19 protein-coding genes are annotated in these 21031 nt (G+C 67.6%); 3 read left to right on the forward strand and 16 right to left on the reverse strand.

The window, feature by feature from the left end:
* Window positions 1-87: 87 nt before the first annotated feature.
* The 10 genes from guaA to MT490_RS04385 all read right to left on the reverse strand — a co-directional run bounded on the left by guaA (window position 88) and on the right by MT490_RS04385 (window position 11492).
* Window positions 88-1644, reverse strand: a complete 1557-nt coding sequence (guaA, locus tag MT490_RS04340) for a glutamine-hydrolyzing GMP synthase (protein ID WP_297384602.1) — start codon at window positions 1642-1644, stop codon at window positions 88-90.
* 51 nt (window positions 1645-1695) lie between these two features.
* Window positions 1696-2754, reverse strand: coding sequence for a serine hydrolase domain-containing protein (locus tag MT490_RS04345; RefSeq protein WP_297384603.1), 1059 nt, complete (start codon window positions 2752-2754; stop codon window positions 1696-1698).
* Window positions 2755-2816: 62 nt separating this feature from the next.
* Window positions 2817-4889 (reverse strand): prolyl oligopeptidase family serine peptidase, encoded by a 2073-nt coding sequence (locus tag MT490_RS04350; protein ID WP_363321725.1) that lies wholly within the window; start codon window positions 4887-4889, stop codon window positions 2817-2819.
* Between the two features lie 75 nt (window positions 4890-4964).
* On the reverse strand, window positions 4965-5387 hold the full coding sequence (gene rplQ / locus MT490_RS04355; RefSeq protein ID WP_297384604.1) for a 50S ribosomal protein L17: 423 nt from the start codon (window positions 5385-5387) through the stop codon (window positions 4965-4967).
* A 184-nt stretch (window positions 5388-5571) separates the two neighbouring features.
* A complete protein-coding gene (locus tag MT490_RS04360) occupies window positions 5572-6900 on the reverse strand; it encodes a Gfo/Idh/MocA family oxidoreductase (protein WP_297384605.1) in 1329 nt (442 codons plus the stop codon).
* Between the two features lie 372 nt (window positions 6901-7272).
* Window positions 7273-8343: a DNA-directed RNA polymerase subunit alpha gene (locus MT490_RS04365; protein WP_297384606.1), complete on the reverse strand. Its 1071-nt coding sequence runs from the start codon at window positions 8341-8343 to the stop codon at window positions 7273-7275.
* 101 nt (window positions 8344-8444) lie between these two features.
* Window positions 8445-8834 carry a 30S ribosomal protein S11 gene (rpsK, locus tag MT490_RS04370; RefSeq protein ID WP_025495450.1) on the reverse strand — a complete coding sequence of 130 codons (390 nt, stop codon included), beginning with the start codon at window positions 8832-8834 and terminating at the stop codon, window positions 8445-8447.
* Between the two features lie 14 nt (window positions 8835-8848).
* The gene (gene rpsM / locus MT490_RS04375; protein ID WP_297384607.1) at window positions 8849-9217 is read right to left on the reverse strand and encodes a 30S ribosomal protein S13; all 369 of its coding nucleotides are present in this window, start codon (window positions 9215-9217) and stop codon (window positions 8849-8851) included.
* 239 nt (window positions 9218-9456) lie between these two features.
* Window positions 9457-10800: a HAMP domain-containing sensor histidine kinase gene (locus MT490_RS04380; protein ID WP_297384608.1), complete on the reverse strand. Its 1344-nt coding sequence runs from the start codon at window positions 10798-10800 to the stop codon at window positions 9457-9459.
* Entirely contained in the window at window positions 10800-11492 is a 693-nt protein-coding gene (locus MT490_RS04385) for a response regulator transcription factor (protein ID WP_297384609.1), read from the reverse strand. Before MT490_RS04385 ends, MT490_RS04380 begins: the two co-directional genes overlap by 1 nt.
* 416 nt (window positions 11493-11908) lie before the next feature.
* Here MT490_RS04385 and MT490_RS04390 point away from each other — a divergent pair, with 416 nt between their 5' ends.
* From MT490_RS04390 to MT490_RS04400, 3 genes are all read left to right on the forward strand, one after another.
* Window positions 11909-12283 (forward strand): hypothetical protein, encoded by a 375-nt coding sequence (locus tag MT490_RS04390; protein ID WP_297384610.1) that lies wholly within the window; start codon window positions 11909-11911, stop codon window positions 12281-12283.
* Window positions 12284-12365: 82 nt separating this feature from the next.
* Window positions 12366-14015, forward strand: a complete 1650-nt coding sequence (locus MT490_RS04395) for an FAD-dependent oxidoreductase (RefSeq protein WP_297384611.1) — start codon at window positions 12366-12368, stop codon at window positions 14013-14015.
* Between the two features lie 17 nt (window positions 14016-14032).
* Window positions 14033-14308, forward strand: a complete 276-nt coding sequence (locus MT490_RS04400; RefSeq protein ID WP_297384612.1) for a DUF3297 family protein — start codon at window positions 14033-14035, stop codon at window positions 14306-14308.
* 172 nt (window positions 14309-14480) lie between these two features.
* Here the strand turns inward: MT490_RS04400 and bla are convergent, their stop codons facing one another.
* The 6 genes from bla to MT490_RS04430 all read right to left on the reverse strand — a co-directional run bounded on the left by bla (window position 14481) and on the right by MT490_RS04430 (window position 20739).
* Entirely contained in the window at window positions 14481-15368 is an 888-nt protein-coding gene (bla, locus tag MT490_RS04405; protein ID WP_297384613.1) for a class A beta-lactamase, read from the reverse strand.
* 105 nt (window positions 15369-15473) lie between these two features.
* On the reverse strand, window positions 15474-16223 hold the full coding sequence (locus MT490_RS04410; protein ID WP_297384614.1) for an isocitrate lyase/phosphoenolpyruvate mutase family protein: 750 nt from the start codon (window positions 16221-16223) through the stop codon (window positions 15474-15476).
* An 82-nt stretch (window positions 16224-16305) separates the two neighbouring features.
* Window positions 16306-17436, reverse strand: coding sequence for an alpha/beta fold hydrolase (locus MT490_RS04415; RefSeq protein WP_297384615.1), 1131 nt, complete (start codon window positions 17434-17436; stop codon window positions 16306-16308).
* Between the two features lie 88 nt (window positions 17437-17524).
* Window positions 17525-18328 (reverse strand): LytTR family DNA-binding domain-containing protein, encoded by an 804-nt coding sequence (locus MT490_RS04420; RefSeq protein WP_297384616.1) that lies wholly within the window; start codon window positions 18326-18328, stop codon window positions 17525-17527.
* Complete coding sequence (locus tag MT490_RS04425) at window positions 18325-19434, reverse strand: histidine kinase (protein WP_297384644.1); 1110 nt, start codon at window positions 19432-19434, stop codon at window positions 18325-18327. Before MT490_RS04425 ends, MT490_RS04420 begins: the two co-directional genes overlap by 4 nt.
* Window positions 19435-19563: 129 nt before the next feature.
* Complete coding sequence (locus MT490_RS04430) at window positions 19564-20739, reverse strand: hypothetical protein (protein ID WP_297384617.1); 1176 nt, start codon at window positions 20737-20739, stop codon at window positions 19564-19566.
* Window positions 20740-21031: the final 292 nt, after the last annotated feature.

Here is a 21031-nt window from a genome sequence, read left to right on the forward strand (position 1 = left end):
GATGATCACCGAGGCCAGCACCATCACATAATTGAACATCTCCATAGCCGCATCCCCCCGAGAACGGTCGCTAGATGACCCTTCGGCTCACTCCCACTCGATCGTTCCGGGCGGCTTCGACGTGTAATCGTAAACCACGCGGTTGATGCCGTTGACCTCGTTGACGATGCGGGTCGCGACCCGGCTCAGGAACTCGGCATCGAACGGATAGATATCGGCGGTCATCCCGTCGAGCGAGGTGACTGCGCGCAGCGCGCAGGCATAATCATAGGTGCGATAATCGCCCATCACCCCGACCGTGCGCACCGGCAGCAGCACGGCGAAGGCCTGCCAGATCGCATCGTACAGGCCGGCGTTGCGGATTTCCTCGAGGTAGATTGCGTCGGCCTTCCTCAGGATGTCGCACTTCTCGCGAGTGACTTCGCCGGGAATCCGGATGGCGAGGCCCGGGCCCGGGAACGGGTGGCGGCCGACGAACGCCTCGGGAAGGCCGAGCTCGCGGCCGAGTTCGCGCACCTCGTCCTTGAACAGCTCGCGCAGCGGCTCGACCAGCTTCATGTTCATCCGCTCGGGCAGCCCGCCGACATTGTGGTGGCTCTTGATCGTCACCGACGGGCCGCCGGTGAAGCTCACGCTCTCGATCACGTCGGGGTAGAGCGTGCCCTGGGCGAGGAACTCGGCCCCGCCGATCTTCCTCGCCTCCTCCTCGAACACGTCGATGAAGGTCTTGCCGATGAACTTCCGTTTCGCCTCGGGGTCCGTCACGCCCGCCAACCCGTTGAGGAACAAGGTCTCGGCGTTCACATGGACGAGCGGGATATTGTAATGGTTGCGGAACAGGCTGACGACCTGGTCGGCCTCCCCCGCCCGCATCAGCCCGTGATCGACGAACACGCAGGTCAGCTGCTCGCCGATCGCCTCGTGGATCAGCACCGCCGCCACCGCCGAATCGACCCCGCCCGAGAGCCCGCAGATCACCCGCCCCTTGCCCACCTGCGCGCGGATCTCGGCGATCTTCGCGGCGCGGAACTCGGCCATCGTCCAGTCGCCCTGCAGCCCGCAGACATGGCGGACGAAATTGGCGAGCAGCCGCGCGCCGTCGGGCGTGTGCACCACCTCCATGTGGAACTGGGTGGCGTAATAGCGCCGCGCATCGTCGGCGACGACGGCGAAGGGCGAGCCGGGGCTCACCGCCACCGGGCGGAAGCCGGGGGCGAGCTCGGTCACCTTGTCGCCATGGCTCATCCACACCTGGTGGCTCTCGCCCTCGGCCCAGAGCCCGTCGAACAGCACGCAGCTGTCCTGGATCTCGATGAAGGCGAGCCCGAACTCGCCCGAATCGCCGAGCTGCACCGTGCCGCCCAATTGGTGCATCATCACCTGCTGGCCATAGCAGATGCCGAGGATCGGCAGCCCCGAATCGAAGATCTCCTGCGGCACGCGCGGGCTGCCTTCGTCGAGCACCGAAGCGGGCGAACCCGAGAGGATGATCCCCTTGGGCTGCATCCGCGCGAAGGCCTCGGCGGCCGAATTGAAGGGGGCGATCTCGCTATAGACCCCGGCCTCGCGCACGCGGCGCGCGATCAGCTGGGTCACCTGGCTCCCGAAATCGACGATCAGGATTGAATCGGCATGATGTTCCATGCCCAGCGCGCATAGCAGATGCGGCCGGCATGGGAAGGGCGTGACGCCCGGTTATTGTGGCGTCGGCGCGAGCGCGGCGGCAATCTTGTCCGCAATCTCGGAGAGCTTGCCTTGCGCCGTCGGCGTCGAGCGATTGGCCATCAACACGATGCCGAGCCCGCGCTCGGGATAGAGCTGCATCACGCTGGAGAAGCCGAAAGTGCCGCCCGAGGTGCGCAGCTGCCGCCCGCCGCCGGGGAGATCGGTCGAGATCCAGTTGAGCGCAACCGAGGTCTTCCTGTCGAGCGTGAACCAGCTGCCCTTGTGGCTGAGCGCCACCGCCGGATCCTTCTCGTTCAGCTGGAGCGCGGCGTAGCGCAGCATGTCGGCCATCGAATAGCGCCAGCCGAACTTCTCGCGCGGCAGCATCGCGGCCTCGACGCCCTCGGCATCGTAGCCGGTCGCGGAGGCGCCGGTGGCGAAGCCCAAAGGTCGCTCGATCTCGCGCGCGAGCAGCGCCTCATAGGGTTGGCCGTAGATGCGCTCGATCACATAGATCAGCAGCTGTGCGGCGACGTTGGAATGCGCGACCTCCTGGCCCGGGCGCTTGCCCGGCGAGACTTTCCGGAGATCGGCGAGGAAATCGGCCTTGCCATAAGCGGCGAGCGCCTTGGCCATGCGGAAGCGGCCGGGATCGTCCTTGAGTGCCGAGAGGTCGGGCAAATTATCGGGCAGCGCCGAGGTCATATCGGCGAGGTGGAGCAGCCGCACCGGCTCGCCGCCGAATTCGAGTTTGGGCCAATCGCCGTCGAGATACTTCCGGACATCATCGTCGAGGCGCGCCTTGCCGGCGATCACCGCGCGGGCGAGCAGCAGGCTGGTGATCGTCTTGGAGATCGACCCGATCTCATAGGCAGTGGCATCGGTCGGCGTGGGGCCGCCTTTCGCGATCGCGCCGAAATGCCAGGAGGCGAACTTGCCGTCGCGGACGATGCCGATCGAGAGGCCGACGCCCTTTTCGGCGGCGAGATAGTCGGCACCTGCGGTCCGGGCAACCGCATCCACGGAAGATTGCTGGGCAAGAGCCGGCGTCGCCAGCATGAGCATCGCGATCACCGCCCGTGTCAGCATCGGCCCCTTCCCCTTTTTGCTGGAAAGCTGCTACGTCCAAGCTGTCGCTGCGATGAACGGCGTCAGCCGGGCTTCACCTCCAGCCCCGTCCACTCCGCCGCGAACGCCCAGCTATCCGCCGCTTCCTCGATGATCTTGTCGGTCGGCTTGCCCGAGCCGTGGCCGGCGCGGGTCTCGATGCGGGCGAGGTGCGGCTTGTCGCCGATCGCCGCCGCCTGGAGCGCCGCGGTGTATTTGAAGCTGTGGCCGGGGACGACGCGGTCGTCGGTGTCGGCGGTGGTGACGAGGATCGCCGGATAGTCCCGTCCGCCCCGCACATTGTGATAGGGCGAATAGCCATGGAGACGGTGGAAGTCCGCCTCCTCCGCGGGGCGGCCGTAATCGTCGACCCAATAACGGCCCGCGGTCCAGCGATCGAAGCGCAGCATGTCCATCACGCCCACCGCCGGAAGCGCGGCGGCGAACAGCTCGGGCCGCTGGTTGACCACCGCGCCGACGAGCAGCCCGCCGTTCGAGCCGCCCTGGATCGCGAGCCGGCCCGCGCCGGCGATCCCCTGCGCGACCAGATATTCGCCCGCCCCGATGAAGTCGTCGAAACTGTTCTGCTTGTTGGCGAGGCGCCCGCCGTCGTGCCACGCCTTGCCGTACTCGCCGCCGCCGCGGATGTTGGCGATGGCGACCACGCCGCCCTGCTCCATCCACGCGATCCGCGAGGAGGAGAAGCTCGGCGTCAGCGGGATGTTGAACCCGCCATAGGCGTAGAGGAGCGTCGGCGCCGGGCCGGTCACATCCTTGCGACGGACCACGAACATCGGCACGCGCGTCCCGTCCTTCGAGGCGAAGAAGAGCTGCTCGACATGATAGTCGGCGGGATCGAAGAGCAGCTTCGGCGCGGCCCAGGGCGTGCTCTCGCCGGTGGCGATGTTGAGCCGGTAGATCGTCGTCGGCTCGTTGAAGCTAGTGAAGGCGTAGAAGGTCTCGGGATCGTCCTGCTCGCCGCCAAAGCCCGATGCGGTGCCGATGCCCGGCAGCGCGACGGGCTCGAGCCGCGTGCCGTCGAGCGCATAGCGGCGGATTTCGGTGCGCGCGTCGACGAGATAGCTCGCGACCAGCACATGGCCGACGATCGCCGCGCCTTCCAGCGTCGCCTTGTCCTCGGGCACCAGCGCGTGCGCCTCGGGATGCTCGCTGGCGTCCACGTCCATCGTCACCACGCGCATTCGCGGGGCATGGCTGTTGGTGGTCCAGTAGAAGCGCGTGCCGATATTTCCCGCCAGCGACCAGTGATGGTTGAGCCCGTGGACGATCGTCCGCGTAGGCCAGCCGGGGCTGTTCAGGTCGGCGAGCGTGATCTCGTAACGGTCGTCGGTGCCTTCGCTGGTGGTGATCACCAGCCAATGCCCGTCGTCGGTGATCTGGGCATAGTGGCTGTGCGTCGGCGCGGCCGGCGTCTCATAGACCAGCCGGTCGGCCGATTGCGGCGTGCCGAGGCGGTGGAAGAAGATTTTGTGGTTCTCGTTGAGCGCCTGGAATTTCTCTTCTTCGGCGACTTTTGGGTAGCGAGAGTAGAAAAAGCCGCTGCCGTCCTTGGCCCAGGCGGCGGCGAGCGTGAACTTCATGCCGTGGATAACGTCGCCAATGTCCTCGCCGGTCGCGACGTCGAGCACGCGCGCGGTGCGCCAGTCGGTGCCGCCGTCCTGCACGGCGTAGAGCAAGTGCTCGCCATTGTCCGAGGGCACCCATTCGGAGAGCGCGGTGGCGCCGTCCTCCGACCAGCCGTTGGGATCGATCAGCACGCGGCCCACGCCGCCCAGCCCCTCGCGGACGAACAGCACCGCCTGGTTCTGCAGGCCGCTATTGTGCATGTAGAAGTAGCGGCCGCCCTTCTTCTGCGGCAGGCCGAAGCGCTCGTAATCGAAGAGCTGGCGGATCCGCGTCCGGAACCAGTCGCGCCCGGGGAGCGTGGCGAGATAGGCATCGGTGACCGCGTTCTGCGCCGCGACCCAGTCGGCGACTTCGGGGTCGTTGCGCACGTCGTTCTCGAGCCAGCGATAGGGATCCGCCACCGCGACGCCGAACTGCTCCTCCACCACATCGTCGCGGCGGGTCTCGGGATAGGCGATCGGATCGGTCACGGCACGCTCCACAACGAGAAAAGGCCGGTGCCTGATGGCCCGGCCTTTCCTGCATTTCAACCGCGACGAAAGCGATCAGGCCGCTTCGTCGAAATCCTCGTCGGTCAGCACCGGGCCCGAATCCTGGCCCTTGGCCGAGACGTCACGATCGACGAACTCGATGATCGCCATCGGCGAGGCGTCCGACGCGCGGATGCCGGCCTTGATGATGCGGGTATAGCCGCCGTTGCGATCGGCGTAGCGCGCGGCCAGCACGTCGAACAGCTTGGTCAGCTGCGCGTCGTCGAGCAGGCGGGCATGCGCCAGGCGGCGGTTCGAAAGGCCGCCCTTCTTGGCGAGCGTGATCAGCTTCTCCACGTACGGGCGAAGCTCCTTCGCCTTGGCGACGGTGGTGGTGATCTGCTCGTGCTTGATGAGCGCGGCGCTCATGTTGCGGAACAGGGCGATGCGGTGGGCCGAGGTCCGCTGAAGCTTACGGCCGCCAACGCGATGGCGCATATGTCTTTCCTTCGTTCGTCAAGGGGCCGTGAACGGGTCCCATCAAAGTAAGACTTTGATGGGCGCCCTCAGGTACCCCGGGCCAGGCAGCATTCATCGGTCGCCGCCCAGAACCGTCACTTCGCGTGAAGCGCCGCCCTCAACCCGATCCGGCCCCATAAGTCAAGTAAAACTCACCCGCCGCCTACGCCGGCAGGCGGTAAGGCGCGCGGTAGCGGGGCGTTATCAGGGCGTTGGCTTCGGTGTCGTCCTTGAACCGGCCCGCCATGGCGTCCCAATGGACCTTGCGGCCCGTGCGCCAGGCGACGTTGCCCATCTGACAGACGGTGGCGGTGTTGGCCGCCGATTCGATGGGGCAAGCGGGCGTGCGGGCGCGATCCTTCACACAGGCGATGAAATCCGCCGTGTGCCGATCGAGCCCGTTGTCCGAGGCCTTGGTAACGGGGATTTCCCGGGTCTTGGGCTTGCCGTCGCTCGTCTCCGGCGACACCCACCATTTGCTGCGGTCCACCACCAGCGTGCCGTTCTCGCCCACGAAGGCCACGCCATGGTCATGGCCGCCGAAGGGACCATGGCTGATGCCGACCGCATGCTCCCATTCCATCGAATAGTCGCCGAAGTCGAAGATCGCGGTCTGGGTGTCCGGAGTCTCCATGGCCGAGCCCGGATAGGCATAGTCGCCGCCCAGGGAGCTGATCGAGTTCGGCGCCTGGGCCTTCATCCCCAGCAGCGCGATGTCGATCAGGTGGACGCCCCAGTCGGTCATCAGGCCGCCCGCATAGTCCCAATACCAGCGCCAGCTGAAGTGGAAGCGATTGGGGTTGAAGGCGCGCTGCGACGCCGGGCCGAGCCAGCGGTCATAGTCGACGCCCGGAGGCGGCGCCTGGTCCGGCTGGGGAACGACGCGCTTCATCCAGCCCATATAGGCCCAGGCCTTGACCTTCCGCACCCGGCCGATGCCGCCCGAATGCACGTGGGCGATGGCGTCGGCCCAGTGCTGGTTGCTGCGCTGCCACTGGCCGACCTGGACGACGCGGTTGTGGCGCTGCTTGGCGGCGACCATGGCACGGCATTCGGCGATGGAATTGCCGAGCGGCTTTTCGCAATAGACGTCCTTGCCCGCCGACATGGCATCGATGAGCTGGAGCGCGTGCCAGTGATCGGGCGTGGCGATGATCACCGCGTCGACCGACCTGTCGTCCAGCATGCGGCGATAGTCGTCGTAGAGCCGCGGCGCGCGCCCGGAGGCCTTTTGCAGCTCGACGCCGCGGTCGGCGAGGACCTTGGCATCCACGTCGCAGAGGGCGACGGGCGTGACGTCGGCTCCCTTGATCATCGCGGTGAGATTCGCCCAGCCCATGCCCTTGCAGCCGATCACGCCCACCTGGACCTTGTCGTTGGCGGACACGCGGCGGCGACGCTGGGCGAAGGCCTCGCTTAGGGGCATCACGGTAGCGGCCGAGGCGGCGAGGCCGCCGACGAGGAGGGTGCGGCGATCGAAGCTGGCGGTCATGTTGGTCTCCCCTCGATTATCGTTCCGACTTTGGTAGCGCTAAAATGTACCGTCGCAAGGACGCAAAATGCGCGTTGCCGGACTGCCGAAGGGCGCTTGGGCCAGGTCGTATCGACATTCAGGCGAGCGAGGACGTTCAATCCTTCCCCTGGCGGGGGAGGTGGCACGCGCAGCGTGACGGAGAGGCTGAACCATTGTGCTCCATTGGATAGTGCGCCGCTTACCTCCCCCTCCGACGCCTTCGGCGCCACCTCCCCCTGGCGGGGGAGGATTTACAACCTAGGCCCCGCGCCGGGCATGACGAAGGTAAACAAAAAGGCCGCCCCCCAGCGGGGACGGCCCTTCCTTGTTCCTAGCTCGGAGCTATGGGCCTCAGCCCATGATCTCCTGCTCGAGCTTCTTGGCCATTTCCTCGATGTTCTCGGGCGGCCAGCCCGGGATTTCCATGCCGAGGCGGAGGCCCATGCTCGAGAGCACTTCCTTGATCTCGTTGAGCGACTTGCGGCCGAAGTTCGGCGTGCGCAGCATCTCGGCTTCGGTCTTCTGGACCAGGTCGCCGATATAGATGATGTTGTCGTTCTTGAGGCAGTTGGCCGAACGCACCGACAGTTCGAGCTCGTCGACCTTCTTGAGAAGGTAACGGTTGATCTGCGCGGTGTCGCCCGAGGCGACGCCACCCTCGGCGGCGGCCGGCGCAGCCATGCCGATCGGCGCAGCGCGGGTCACGGCCGAATCGTCGAAGTGCACGAACAGCGCGAGCTGGTCCTGGAGGATGCGCGCCGCATAAGCGAGGCCGTCTTCCGGGGCGATCGTGCCGTCGGTCTCGACGGTCAGCGTGAGCTTGTCGTAATCGAGCTCCTGGCCGACGCGGGTGTTCTCGACCTTGTACGAGACCTGGCGGACCGGGCTGTACAGGGCGTCGACCGGGATCAGGCCGATCGGGGCGTCCGCCGGACGGTTCGACTGGGCGGGGACATAGCCCTTTCCGGTGTCGGCGGTGAGCTCCATGTTGAGCGTCGCGCCGTCGTCGAGGTGGCAGATCACGAGATCGGGGTTCATCACCTCGATGTCGCCCGAGACCGCGATGTCGCCGGCCTTCACCTCAGCCGGGCCGGTGGCCGAGAGCTGGAGGCGCTTCGGGCCTTCGCCCTGCATGCGGATCGCGATCTGCTTCACGTTGAGCACGATGTCCGTCACGTCCTCACGGACGCCGGCGAGGCTCGAGAACTCGTGAAGGACGTTCTCGATCTTGATCGACGTGACCGCGGCGCCCTGCAACGACGAGAGCAGCACGCGGCGCAGCGCGTTACCGAGCGTAAGGCCGAAACCGCGCTCGAGCGGCTCGGCCACGAAGGTCGACTTGCGCTTGGGATCGCCACCGGGCTTCTTTTCGAGGCCGTTGGGCTTCTTGAGTTCCTGCCAGTTCTTAGGGTTCACCGACACGGGCTTTCCTCATGTTGGGCAGGACGGGGCAATCCTGCCAGGTAATTACTGCCCGATCCGGACCCCGCCCCCGGGGCCCGTAAACCGGGCAGGACTGCAAATCAGACGCGGCGGCGCTTCGACGGGCGAACGCCGTTGTGCGGGATCGAGGTCACGTCGCGGATCGACGTGATCTGGAAACCGACCGCCTGGAGGGCGCGAAGCGCGCTCTCGCGGCCCGAACCCGGACCCTTCACTTCCACCTCGAGGGTGCGCACGCCGTGCTCGGCGGCCTTGCGGCCCGCATCCTCGGCGGCGACCTGGGCGGCATAAGGGGTCGACTTGCGCGAGCCCTTGAAGCCCATCATGCCGGCCGACGACCACGAGATGGCGTTGCCCTGTGCGTCGGTGATGGTGATCATCGTGTTGTTGAAGCTGGCGTTCACATGGGCGACGCCGGCGGTGATGTTCTTGCGCTCGCGACGGCGAATGCGCTGCGGTTCACGTGCCATTGGTCAGCGCTCCCTTACTTCTTCTTGCCAGCGATGGGCTTGGCCTTGCCCTTGCGGGTGCGCGCATTGGTGTGCGTGCGCTGGCCGCGGACCGGAAGGCCCTTGCGATGACGGAGGCCGCGATAGCAGGCCAGGTCCATCAGGCGCTTGATGTTCATCGCGACTTCGCGGCGAAGATCGCCCTCGACGGTGTAGCCGGCGTCGATCGCCTCGCGGATCTGGAGCACTTCCTGATCGGTCAGGTCCTGCACGCGGCGCTCGGGCGCGATGCCCAGCTTCTCGGTGATTTCCTTGGCCTTGGTCGCGCCGATGCCGTGGATATACTGCAGCGCGATCAGCACGCGCTTGTTGGTCGGGATGTTGACACCCGCAATACGAGCCATGAAATTTTTCTCCCAGCTCCACGGGGTGCCGCATGGCAGCTCACACCCCATCTCGTAGCGTTGATCCGAAAAATGCAGTGGCGCGACGTGCGCAGAAAAGCGCCGCCGTGCAACCGGTGTTTCGGAAGCTGCGCGACATATGCAGCCGCAGAGGCGCTGTCAAGCGCTGCGGGCAGTTATCGCGGAACCGGATCCATACACGAACGTTGCGCGGCCGCCAAGCGGCAGGCTGTGCCTCGCTATCGGGGAATGACGATCGTCGCGGCCAATCCGGGCGTGTTGTCGGCGAGCTCGAGCCTGCCGCCGTGCAGCCGCGCGACCGATTCGACCAATGCGAGCCCCAGCCCGGCGCCGGGCAGGCTGCGCGCGCGATCGAGCCGGCCGAAGCGGCTGAGCGCCTGGGCGCGATCGGCGGCGGCGATCCCGGGGCCGCGATCGGCGACTGAGAAGCGGACCTCCCCCTGCCCCGCCTCCAGCGACAGCGCAATGGCGCCACCCTCCCCGGCGTGGCGCAGCGCGTTGTCGATCAGGTTGGCGAGCGCCTGCGACAGCAGTTCGCGGTGCAGCCCCACGGGCGCGACCGGCGCGGGGGGCAAGGCGACCGTGAAGCGCAGCCCCGCTTCCTCCACCATCGGCGCGTAGAGATCGGCGATCTCCTCCATCAGCGCGGCGGGGTCGAGCGGCACCAGCGCGTCGCGGGTCACCGCCTCGGACCGGCTGATCTCGAGCAGCACCGCGAGCATCCGCATCACCAGGTCGGTCTCCGCGATCAGCCCGGCGAGCGCCGCCTCGCGCTGCCGAGGCTCGTCGGCGGTCGCCGCCGCCTCCGCGCGGGCGCGCAGCCGGGCGATCGGCGAGCGCAGGTCGTGCGCGATCGAATCGGTGACGACGCGCAGTTCGCCCATCAGCCGGTCGATCCGGTCGAGCATGCCGTCGATCCGCAGCGAGAGCCGGTCGAACGCGTCCCCGCCCCCGCCCTCGGTGCCGACCCGGCGCGCGAGGTCGCCCGCCGCGACCGCGTCGACAGCGCCGGCGATCCGATCGAGCCGGCGCGCGACGTAGCGCGTGAGGACCAGCCCCGCGCAGATGCCGAGCACCAGCGAGAGCAGGACGGCGAGCAGCAAGGCGCGCTCGATCGTGCGTTGGGCGCGCTCCCAATCGTCGAGCAGGCGCCCGCTGACGAGCCAGTCGCGCCCCAGCGGCCGGATCGCGACTCCCGCCTCCTCGCGCGCCCAATCCCCGGCCGCGCCGATCCGCGCGATCCGGAAGCTCTCGGCGGCCGGGGGAAAGGCGAGCTTGTCGGGGCCGACGCCGAGGCGGCGTACGCCCTTGCCGTCGACCAGCGCCGCGACGAGCGAATCATCGTCCTCCTGCGCGTCGGAGATCGCCTGGGCGAGCGCCGTGACGCCGCCCGAACGGTAAATCGCGGCCAGCGCGTCGCTCTGCTCGCCGGTGTCGCGGCGCAATACCTCGATCGCGTCGTCATGCGTCTGCTGCCAGATCAGCCCGGCGAGCGCGAGGCTGGTGACGAGCGACAACAGGACCGCGAGCAACGCGAGCCGCGCGGTGATCGATATCCGCATCAGCTTTCGAGCGAGAGGCGGTAGCCGGCGCCGCGCACGGTGTGGAGGATCGGCGCCTCGAACCCCTCCTCCAGCTTGCGCCGCAGCCGCCCGATATGGACGTCGACCACGTTCGAGCCGGGATCGAAATGATAGTTCCAGATCTTCTCGAGCATCATCGTGCGGGTGACGACCTGCCCGGCATGGCGCGCGAGGAATTCGAGCAGGTTGAACTCGCGGGCGCCGAGCGGGATGGCGCGACCCTGCCGGCTGACGCTGCGCGCGAGCAGGTCGATCTCGAGGTCGCCCACGGTCAGCCGCGTGACCTGCGGCTCGGCGCCCGATCCGTCGGCGCGGCGTAGGAGCGCCTCCACCCGCGCGAGCAGTTCGGCGAAGGCGAAGGGCTTGGTGAGATAGTCGTCGGCGCCGGCATGGAGGCCCTTCACGCGATCGTCCACGGTGCCGAGCGCGGAGAGGATCAGCGCGGGTGCGCGGATGCCGGCCGCCCGCAGCGCGTTGAGCATGGCGAGGCCGTCCAGCCCGGGCAGCATCCGATCGGCGATCAGCAGGTCGAAGATGCCCTCCGAAGCGAGGAACAGCCCGTCGCGGCCGTCGCCGCAGGTCTCGACCGCAAAGCCCGCCTCCTGCAGCCCCTTGGCCACATAGCCGGCGGTCGCGGCGTCGTCTTCGACGATGAGGATCTTGCGGGTCATGAGCGCTTCCCAACGCTTAGGGCCCGAGCCCAGCGCCCGCAATGGCCGTGATCGCCCGGAGACGTGCGCTGGCAAGGAAGCTCGCGCGGCGCGGGCTGGTAGCCCGGGCAAGCGGGCTGACGCAGTCCAGCGTGCGTCTCCGGGCGACCGCGAAGCGGCGGGCGGATTTTGGCGCACAGCAGCGTCATTCGTCGGTCTCGATGGCACCCCATCGCTCCCTCCTCATTCCTCCCTGTGCGCCAAAATCCGCTCCGTCACGGCCATTGTGGATGCCGAGTACAGACCCTTGCGGCCTAAACCATGGCTGAACACCCGATTCCGAACCGGTTCAGGCGCCTGGCGTTAAATGTTCAAGCTCAGCGCCGCGACTCCTGTCCGTCGAACGCACCGGCGCCCGAACTGAGAGGAGGAACATCATGGCCAATCTCGTCCAGAAGGCCGTGCTCGGCACGGTTCTCGGCGCCAGCGTCCTGGTCGCGGTCGCGCCGACCGCGGAGGCGCAGCGCTATCGCCGTTATCGCCACCATGACGACACCGGCACCGCGATCGTCGCGGGCATCGCCGGCCTCGCCATCGGCGCGGCGCTCGCGAGCGGCAACGACCGGCGCTACGACTACGACCGTCGCTACGATTACGATCGCCATTATTATCGCGAGCGGGGCTATTACCCGACCGACGGCTATTATTACCGCGACTATTATCGCCGCCATCGCGGCTGGGACCGGTGCTATACGCGCCGCGTCTGGGATCCCTATCTCGATCGGCCGGTGCGCGTGCGTTATTGTCGCTGAAGCGAGGAAGCTGGAGGGAGCGGCGCGGGCCCGAGTCCGCGCCGCTCTTCGCATGTGCGGTCTTCGCGCTAGACTGGCGGCCATGGGACACGATTCGCCGCCGCAACGACTGGATCCGACCGATCCGTATCTGCGCGAGGCGCAGACCTTCCCCTCGCTGTCGGACGAGATGGCCGCGCGCGTCGCCGCGTTCGGCGCCGAGGAGGCGTTCGCGGACGGCGCGTCGCTGTTCCGCCGCGGCGATCGCAGCGTCGATTTCTTCTTGTGCCTCGGCGGCGCGATCGAGATCGTCGACACCGACGTGGACGGCCGCGAGAGCCCCATCCATCTCCATGTGCCCCGCCAGTTCACCGGCGAGCTCGACCTGTTCAACGATCGCACGATCCTGGTGAGCGCGCGTGCGAAGGGCGAGACGCGGGTGGTGCGCGTGGGGCGCGCCGAGTTCCGGCGGATGATGGCGGCCGAGCCCGATATCGGCGAGATCATCATGCGCGCCTTCATCCTGCGCCGCGTCGGCATGCTGCGCCACGGCACCGCGGGGGTGGCGCTGGTCGGGCCCGCGCACGCGGCGGACACTGCGCGGATCGAGACCTTCCTGTCGCGCAACGCACTGCCGCACCGCCGCGTCGATACCGAGCGCGACTGCGATGCCAGGAGCTTCCTCGAATGCTTCGCGCTGACCGAGGCCGATCTGCCGGTCGTGGTCGCCGAGGGGCGGGCGCTGCGCAATCCCAGCAACGCGCAGCTCGCCGACGCGCTCGGGCTCGCCTCGGCGGTCGATCCCGATCATGTCCATGACGTCGCGGTGGTCGGCGCCGGGCCGGCCGGGCTGGCCGCGGCGGTCTATGCGGCGTCCGAGGGGCTCGACACGATCGTGATCGAATCGATCGCTCCCGGCGGCCAGGCGGGGACGAGTTCGAAGATCGAGAATTATCTCGGCTTCCCCACCGGCATCTCGGGGCAGGCGCTGGCGGGCCGCGCGCAGGTCCAGGCGCAGAAGTTCGGCGCGCGGTTGCTCGTCTCGCGCAGCGCCGTGGGGATCGATTGCGATGCGCGACCCTATACGATCCGGCTCGACGACGGCGCGACGCTCAAGGCGCAGGCGGTGGTGGTCGCGACCGGCGCGCGCTACCGCAAGCTCGATCTGCCGCTCTACGCCGAGCTCGAGGGCAACGGCATCTATTATGCCGCCACCGCGATGGAGGCGGGGCTCTGCGCCAGCCAGACCGCAGTGGTGGTCGGCGGCGGCAATTCGGCGGGGCAGGCGGCGATCTACCTCTCGCGCACCGCGGGGCATGTCCATATGCTGGTGCGTGGGCCCGGGCTGGCGGCGACGATGTCGCGCTATCTGATCGAGCGGATCGAGGCCTCGGACCGGATCACGCTCCACCCGTTCACCGAAGTGACCGCGCTGGAGGGCGACAAGCATCTGCGCGCGCTCAACTGGACCAATGGGCGCAGCGGCGCGACCGAACGGCACGAGGTCGGCGCGCTGTTCGTGATGATCGGCGCGCAACCCAATACCGATTGGCTCGACGGCTGTATCGATCTCGACGCCGCGGGCTTCGTCACCACCGGTTCGGGCGAGACCTTCTTCTGCTCCTCCGCGCACGGCATCTTCGCGGTGGGCGACGTGCGCTCGGGATCGGTCAAGCGTGTCGCCTCCGGGGTGGGGGAGGGCTCGGTGGTGGTCTCGGCGATCCACCGTTATCTTGAAAGCGTCGCGCAATAGCGGCAAAGGGCCGGCCCATGAGTGATACGCCTCCCGACCGCCTGTCGGTCAATCCGAAGAGCCCCTATTTCCAGCGCGAACTGCTGGAGCGCGGCATCGGCATCCGCTTCAAGGGCGCCGAGCGCCATGACGTCGAGGAGTACAGCATCTCCGAGGGCTGGATTCGCGTCGCGCTCGGCAAGAAGATGGACCGCAAGGGCCAGCCGCTGACGATCAAGCTGGTCGGCCCGGTGGAGGCTTGGTTCGAGCGGCCAGCCGAGGGAGAGGCCCCGGCGGAAGACGCCGAGGGCTGAGTGACTTACTTTCCCCTCCCTGAAAGGGAGGGGTCAGGGGTGGGTTTAGCGGCGGGCGAGGCTCGATGCCTCGGCCGTCGCTTATTATCGAACCGGTAGATGAGTCTTTTGGGCGCGCAGACGCGCGCACCCACCCCCGGCCCCTCCCTGCAAGCAGGGAGGGGAGTTACCGTCACCCTATCACCCCGGCGATCACCCGCCCGATCCGCGCATGCAGCGGGCGGCGCTGCTCGAAGGGCAAAGTGCTGCCGGTGATGTAGCTCGCCACGATCAGCGGCGCGCGGCCCTGCGGCCAGAGGACGCCTACCCAATTGTCGGTGCCGTATCCGCCTGAGCCGGTCTTGTCGGCCACGGCCCATGTCGCGGGCAGCCCCGAGCGCAGGCTGGTGGCGCTGGTGCGGGTGTCCTTCATCCACGCGGTCAGCTGCGCGCGGCTCGCGGGCGCCAAGGCGCGGCCGAGCACCAGCTGCCGGGTCAGGTCCGCCATCGCCCGCGGCGAAGTGGTGTCGCGCACATCGCTGGGGGTCGCCTCGCTCATGATCGTCTCCCAGCGATCGAGTCGCGTCACCGGATCGCCGAACGCGCGCAGTCGGCGAGTGAAGCCCGCGGGGCCGCCGATCGTGCGGAGCAGTAGGTTGGCGGAGGCATTGTCGCTGACGGTGATCGTCGCGTGGCAGAGTTCGCCGACGCTGGCGGTGCCGCCGACGCGCTTCTCGCAGAAGGGCGAGTTGCTGACCATGTCGCCCGCCGTCACCGGCACGCGCCGGTCGAGGCGCTCACGCTTCTGCTCGACCTGCTTGAGGATCGCGGCGGCGAGCGCGAACTTGAAGGTGCTGCACATCGGGAAGCGCTCGTCCGCGCGATGGCCGAAGCGCTCGCCGCTCGCCGTGTCGGTCACCGCGAGGCCAAGCCGTCCGCCGCTCGCCTGCTCCACCGCGAGCACCGCCTTACGGAATTCGAGCCCGAAGCGGGCAGGTGCTACTGCCCTGCCGATTGCCGGCGCCGCCGAAGCCGCCGCGACCGCGCAGCCGCTGGCCCAAAGAAATCTGCGTCTGTCCATGTTTGATCTCCCTTCGGCATGCTTGATGCCGCCGGGGAAGGGCGATGCGCAAAGGATCAAATCTCGCCGGAGCCATGAAAGGAATTCATGGCTCCGGCGGGTTGGTCATTCCGCGAACGCCGCGCGTGCCGCGTCCTCGAACGCCTTGAGCGCCAGCAGATGTGGGAAGGGGCCGTGGCTGATCCGCGCGACACCGGCTTCGGCTACCGCCTTGGCCGAAGGCGCGCCGGGGAAGGCCATGAAGTTCACCGGCAGTGGCGAGGCGGCGCAGACGCGCGCGAGCAGTGCGAGATCGGCGAGGCCCGGCACGAAGAAGCCGCTCGCCCCCGCCTCGGCATAGGCATGCGCGCGCTCGATCGCGGCATCGGCCTTGGTCGCGTCGTGCGTGTCGGGCCTGGCCTGGAGGAAGATGTCGGTCCGCGCGTTGAGGAAGAAGTCCGCCCCTGCGCCGCGCCGGGCGGCGGCGATCCGTCCGGCCTGCACGGGAATCGCGTGCATCCCTTCGCCGCCCACCACCTGGTCCTCGAAGTTGCACCCGATCGCCCCGGTGGCGGCCAGCGCCGCCATGTTGCGCGCGAGCGGCTCTTCCTCGACCGCGTAGCCGCCCTCGAAATCGATCGTCACCGGCAGGTCGACCACCTGCACGATGCGTTCCGCATTGGCGAGCGCCAGCGCGATGGGCAGGCCCTCGGCATCGTCGACGCCGTGCGCGGTGGCGACCGAGGCGCTGCCCGTCGCGACTGCCTTGGCTCCGGCGCGCTCGGCCACCTTGGCCGATCCAGCATCCCACACGTTGAACAGGACGAGCGGCTTGCCGGGTAGGTGCAGTGCCGCGAAGGACTCGAACTTCGACATTACGGAACTCCCATTTCGTTCGCTAAATGTTCTAGTTCACCCCGTTGCGGGGCGCAATCCGTTCCTTGCGGTCAACGCCTTCTCAGATCCTGCCGCAGTCGCTCGGCGCCTGGGCTCCGGCGAAGCGCGCGTCGATCCAGTCGAGCGTGGCGTCGGCCGAGTCCGCGCCGCTGGTGTCATGCCCCTTGCCGGTGATGGCCAAATAGCGCAGCTGGGCGCCGTTACCGCACATCCGGCGCGCGAAGGCGAGGGTGACCTCGGGGCCGACGATCGTGTCCGCGGGGTTCTGCGCGATCAGCAGCGGCACGCCATGGGGCCTGGCCTCGGGGCTGTTCTCGCGTGCGAGCCGCGCCCAGGGCTCGATGCGGCCGAGATCGACGTTCCGCAGCGCGCTTCGCAGCGAGAGCGTGCCCACGAGGGTGGCGATGCGGAGCTTCATGCCGGGCTCCAGGCAATTGTTCCGCGCGAGGCGCGTGATAACCCTCTGGGTCGTGCGATTGCCGAGCGTCGAGAGCGGCGCCCCGAAATGGCGCGACCAGCTATAGGCGACGAAGGCGGTCAGGAAGGCGCGGACGGTCGGGTTGCTGCCGGCGGTCAGGTTCTCGACGAGGTCGGTCGGCGGCGCCGCGGCGGCGACCCCGACGAGCCGGAGCTCGGGCGCGTAGGCGCGGGCGAGCTGGCCGGTCCAGAGCGCGGCATGTCCGCCCTGCGATTCGCCCCAGACAGCGAATCTGCCCCCGGCGGCGGCACCGCGAATCGCCCGGGCGGACCGCACTGCGTCGAGCACCGAATGCGCGGTGGCGACGCCGGCCAGATAAGGATGCGGCATGGGGCTGCCGAGCCCGGGATAATCGGGCGCGACGACGGTATAGCCGCGGCGGATCGCCTCGTTCAGGCCGGGAGTGCCGGTGAAGAACTGCCGGTTCAGCGACGGCGCGCACCGCTCGACCACGCCCCAGGTGCCATGCGCCCAGGCCAACACGGGCCGCGTAGTCGTCGGGCGCGAACCGCGCGGGGCGATGACCATCCCGGTGACCCGGATCGACGCCCCGCGGTCACTCGTCGTCCAGTAACGGACCCGCCAGGCCTGCATGCCCTCCGGCGCGACGACGACCGGGTCGGCCGAATCCAGCGTCCCCGCGGATTGGGCGAGGGCCGGGGCGGGGGGAAGCGCCAGCGACAGCGCCACAAGGATCGTCCAGACAGACCGCATCGCACCTCCTCCGAAGGCGGACGCGGCCTGGTTTCCTACCCTGTCGTCCGGCCCGCGAGCGCACCGGACGTTTGCGGGACTTCCCGCGTCAGTGCACGAAGCGCGCGACCACGTCGCGATAGGAGCGGCTGACCTTCACCGATGCGCCCGAGTCGAGCACGAGGAAGCATTCGCCATTGGTGTGCGGCTTGACCTGGCGGACGAGGTCGAGATTGACGATCGTCGAGCGGTGCACGCGCTGGAAGCGCCGCGGATCGAGCCTTTTCTCGAGGTCCTTCATCGTCTCGCGCAGGATCAGCGTGTTGTCGCCGGTATAGATGCACATGTAATCGCCGGCCGCGTCGATCCGTTCGATCGTGTCGACGTCGACGCGGAAGATCTGGCCGCGATCCTTGATGTTGATCAGCTTCTCGAAGCGGTTCGCGGCCAATTCGGTGCTGTCGGACGTCGCCATCTCGTCGGCGGCCTCGGGGGCCACTTCGGCGAGCACTTCCTTCAGCTTCTCGACTTCCTCGACCCCGCGCTTCTCGGTCAGCCGCTGGCGGACGCGATCGAGCGTGTCGGCGAGCCGCGAGGGCTCCACCGGCTTCATCAGATAGTCCATCGCCTGCGCCTCGAAGGCGCGGATGGCGTGGTCGGAATAAGCGGTCACGAAAACGAAGAGCGGGGGTTCGACTTCCATCAGGCCCTGGACGACCGAGAAGCCGTCGAAGCCGGGCATCTGGATGTCGAGGAAGACGAGGTCGGGTTTGTGGGTCTTGATCGCGCGGATGGCCTCGCGGCCGTTGGAGCATTTGTCGATGATTTCGACATCCTCATGCTCCTGCAATCGGAGCTCGAGCCCCTGGATCGCCAGGGGTTCGTCATCAACGAGGATGGTGCGGATGGTCATGCGGCCTCTCGGTTCGGTTCCTCGAGCTGGAACGGGATTTCAATATCAACGCTGAAACCTTCCCCGGGTTTCGTTCGTGTCTCGAAACGATGGTCAGGACCGAAGGCTTGCGCCAAACGTTCCCGGATATTGGCGAGCCCCACGCCGGTTGAGAGAGTCGGCCGGGGCTTGCTTTCGATCAATCCTGGGCCGGTGTCGGATACGGCGATCTGCACTCGTTCTCCGGTGAGCCGAGCCGTGACGGTGATATCGGCGCCCTCCTCCTGCGGCGTGACGGCATATTTGATCGCATTCTCGACGAGCGGCTGGAGGAGCAGCGACGGCAGCCGGGCATTGGCGACGCGCGGATCGATGTCGAAATGGGTGCGCAGCCGCTCGTCGAAGCGCATCTTCTCGATCTCGAGATAGAGCTTCAGCGTCTCGACCTCCTGGCTGAGCGTGACGTGCGCGGTGGGCTCGTTGGCGAGCGTATAGCGCAGGAAGGAGGAGAGGCGGCTGAGCATCACGTTCGCGCGTTCGGTCTGCTTCAAGAGCACGAGCGTCGAGATCGAGTTGAGCGTGTTGAACAGGAAGTGCGGGTTGAGTTGGTAGCGGAGCATCGCCAGCTGCGCTGAGGAGGCCTGGTTCTCGAGCAGCTGCATCTGATCGATCTGCTGCTCGACGATCAGGTAGAAGTTGATCCCGAAATAGAGCGCCGACCAGCCTGCGAGCACGGTGAAGTTGAGGAAGATGTAGCCGAGCACGCGGCCGACCGTCACGCCGGGCTCCGCCGCGGTGAACGAGAAGGTGAAGGCCTCCAGCACCGCATAGACCAGGGTCGCGATCCCCAAGGTGGCGAGAGTCAGCAGGATGCCCGTGATCCGCGGCAGGCGGCGATAATAGCTGTAAAGCGTCGAGAGCAGCAGCGTCAGGCAATAGCCGACGATCGCCTCGATGATGTTCTTGATCAGCCCTTCGACAGACAGTCCCGCGTTCGAGATCGAGGACACCATGCGCAGCAGCAGATAGCCGCTCCACCCCGCCGCCTGGAGTACCCAGAAGGCGCGGCTCTTGTCTTCGAAGAAAGGGCGCGTGAATATGCCGGGGCGGGCTGTCGATTGCGGCATCAGCCGCTCCGCGGATTGCACTATCTTGTCCACGCCGCCCCTCTAACACTCACGACGAGAAGCGGCAAAGAGGGACAATCGGCGTACCGCATCCTTCCCGGGACGCCCGCTCCGGGAAGAATTTCTGCGTCAGCAGCCGGCGCCGGCCGCCCTCTTGAGCAAGCCGCCCAGTCCCTTGGGCTTGCACTTCTTCGGCGCTTCCGGCTGTTGCTGGTCGCCGTCCTCGTCCTGCCCGCGACCGCTCAGCATGTCGGACATGCTCGGCATTCCGGGCATGAAGGTCGCCATCGAGCGATAGCGGACCTTGGCGGTCCATTTGGGCTTCCACGCGATCTTCGGATCCTTGGGCCGCTCGGGGAAGGCGAAGTTCGCCTCGGGGCCGTAGGCGTAGAGGAAGCCCATCATCATCTCGCCTGCGGCCTTCTTGACCTCGGCGGGAACGGTGCAGCTGGTCTGCGCGGGCGGCATCACGATCTTCTGGCCGATCAGCCGCGTGACGGTGGAAGGCGAGAGCCAGCTCCACAGCCCGCCGCCGAACTCCTGCGTGGCGGACGAGCTCCACCACACCATGTCGCCGCCGTCCTTGCCCATGTCCTTCCCGCCCATCACCCAGGCGTGATAGCCGGTGGCGTTGCCGAGCCCCTGCCAGCTGATGCCGGTCGAGCCGTCAGGATTGGCGTTCGAACGTACGCGCAGCCCGTCCATGAAGTCCTGGTTCAGGCCGAAGGCGATCTCGGGGCTGTAGGTGCCCGCGATCCGATGCTGGCCGAGCAGCGAGGATTGCGCGCTGATGCTCTTGCTCTTCAGGCTGTTGGGCCATTGGCCGAAGCTGCGGCTGTTGGCGAGCGTCGGCCCGAGATCGGCAGGCACCTTGGCCGAGAACAATCCGGCGGGCACTTGGCCCTTGGCCATCTTGGAATAGTCGATCACCACCGGCTGGCCGGGGCCCGCCTTGGCGCCGCAGCCCCAGTAGAGCAGCAGCCGGCCCTTGGGCTGCTGGAAATTTGCCGGCAGCTCACCGGTGGCCCGCGTCGGCGTCTCGAGCGGCACCGAGGTGCCGAGCTTCGCCCCCGCGGGCATGAAGTGATCGGCCTTGGGCGCGCCGGTGGGCGCGAGCCGCGAGCCCAGGCGCAGCGTCAGCTCGTGATTGTCGCCCTGGCCCATCATGCCGGCGATCGTGCCGGCGTCCATCACGTAGCGCGCCTCGGGGGCGGCATCGCCGCTCTGCGCGATCACCGCGCTCCCTGCCGTCAGCGCGCCCAGCGTCGTTCCCGCGACGAGCAGCCGCTTCCTCACCCTGTTCATTTCGAAACCTCCCCGCGGGCGACTCCCTGCCCGAAAGCGCGGGCCCTTACGCCAGCGCAACAAAACTGCTCTATGAAAACAATACACCGGCCCATGCGCGCCAGTTATGTCCAACGATGGGACAAAGGGGCGTCTTGAACCGGTGCGACCCGGGGGGCTTATGGCGCGTTGTGGCACCGTTATGATCCAGCTGGGCGCGGGGATCAAGCCATGAGAATCCTGTTCGGTCCTGTCTTTGCACACTTGCCGTTCCTGTTCCGGGACGGTCGAGCCTGAGCGCCGGACAGGGCGC

The organism is Sphingomonas sp. (assembly GCF_026460985.1).
Lineage (GTDB): Bacteria > Pseudomonadota > Alphaproteobacteria > Sphingomonadales > Sphingomonadaceae > Sphingomonas.

What these genes read in the sequence shown, in the direction of transcription:
- guaA (WP_297384602.1), bottom strand. Translation starts at nt 1,644, where the DNA reads ATGGAACATCATGCCGATTCAATCCTGATCGTCGATTTCGGGAGCCAG.
- MT490_RS04345 (WP_297384603.1), bottom strand. Translation starts at nt 2,754, where the DNA reads ATGCTGACACGGGCGGTGATCGCGATGCTCATGCTGGCGACGCCGGCT.
- rplQ (WP_297384604.1), bottom strand. Translation starts at nt 5,387, where the DNA reads ATGCGCCATCGCGTTGGCGGCCGTAAGCTTCAGCGGACCTCGGCCCAC.
- MT490_RS04360 (WP_297384605.1), bottom strand. Translation starts at nt 6,900, where the DNA reads ATGACCGCCAGCTTCGATCGCCGCACCCTCCTCGTCGGCGGCCTCGCC.
- rpsK (WP_025495450.1), bottom strand. Translation starts at nt 8,834, where the DNA reads ATGGCACGTGAACCGCAGCGCATTCGCCGTCGCGAGCGCAAGAACATC.
- rpsM (WP_297384607.1), bottom strand. Translation starts at nt 9,217, where the DNA reads ATGGCTCGTATTGCGGGTGTCAACATCCCGACCAACAAGCGCGTGCTG.
- MT490_RS04380 (WP_297384608.1), bottom strand. Translation starts at nt 10,800, where the DNA reads ATGCGGATATCGATCACCGCGCGGCTCGCGTTGCTCGCGGTCCTGTTG.
- MT490_RS04385 (WP_297384609.1), bottom strand. Translation starts at nt 11,492, where the DNA reads ATGACCCGCAAGATCCTCATCGTCGAAGACGACGCCGCGACCGCCGGC.
- MT490_RS04390 (WP_297384610.1), top strand. Translation starts at nt 11,909, where the DNA reads ATGGCCAATCTCGTCCAGAAGGCCGTGCTCGGCACGGTTCTCGGCGCC.
- MT490_RS04395 (WP_297384611.1), top strand. Translation starts at nt 12,366, where the DNA reads ATGGGACACGATTCGCCGCCGCAACGACTGGATCCGACCGATCCGTAT.
- MT490_RS04400 (WP_297384612.1), top strand. Translation starts at nt 14,033, where the DNA reads ATGAGTGATACGCCTCCCGACCGCCTGTCGGTCAATCCGAAGAGCCCC.
- bla (WP_297384613.1), bottom strand. Translation starts at nt 15,368, where the DNA reads ATGGACAGACGCAGATTTCTTTGGGCCAGCGGCTGCGCGGTCGCGGCG.
- MT490_RS04410 (WP_297384614.1), bottom strand. Translation starts at nt 16,223, where the DNA reads ATGTCGAAGTTCGAGTCCTTCGCGGCACTGCACCTACCCGGCAAGCCG.
- MT490_RS04415 (WP_297384615.1), bottom strand. Translation starts at nt 17,436, where the DNA reads ATGCGGTCTGTCTGGACGATCCTTGTGGCGCTGTCGCTGGCGCTTCCC.
- MT490_RS04420 (WP_297384616.1), bottom strand. Translation starts at nt 18,328, where the DNA reads ATGACCATCCGCACCATCCTCGTTGATGACGAACCCCTGGCGATCCAG.
- MT490_RS04425 (WP_297384644.1), bottom strand. Translation starts at nt 19,434, where the DNA reads ATGCCGCAATCGACAGCCCGCCCCGGCATATTCACGCGCCCTTTCTTC.
- MT490_RS04430 (WP_297384617.1), bottom strand. Translation starts at nt 20,739, where the DNA reads ATGAACAGGGTGAGGAAGCGGCTGCTCGTCGCGGGAACGACGCTGGGC.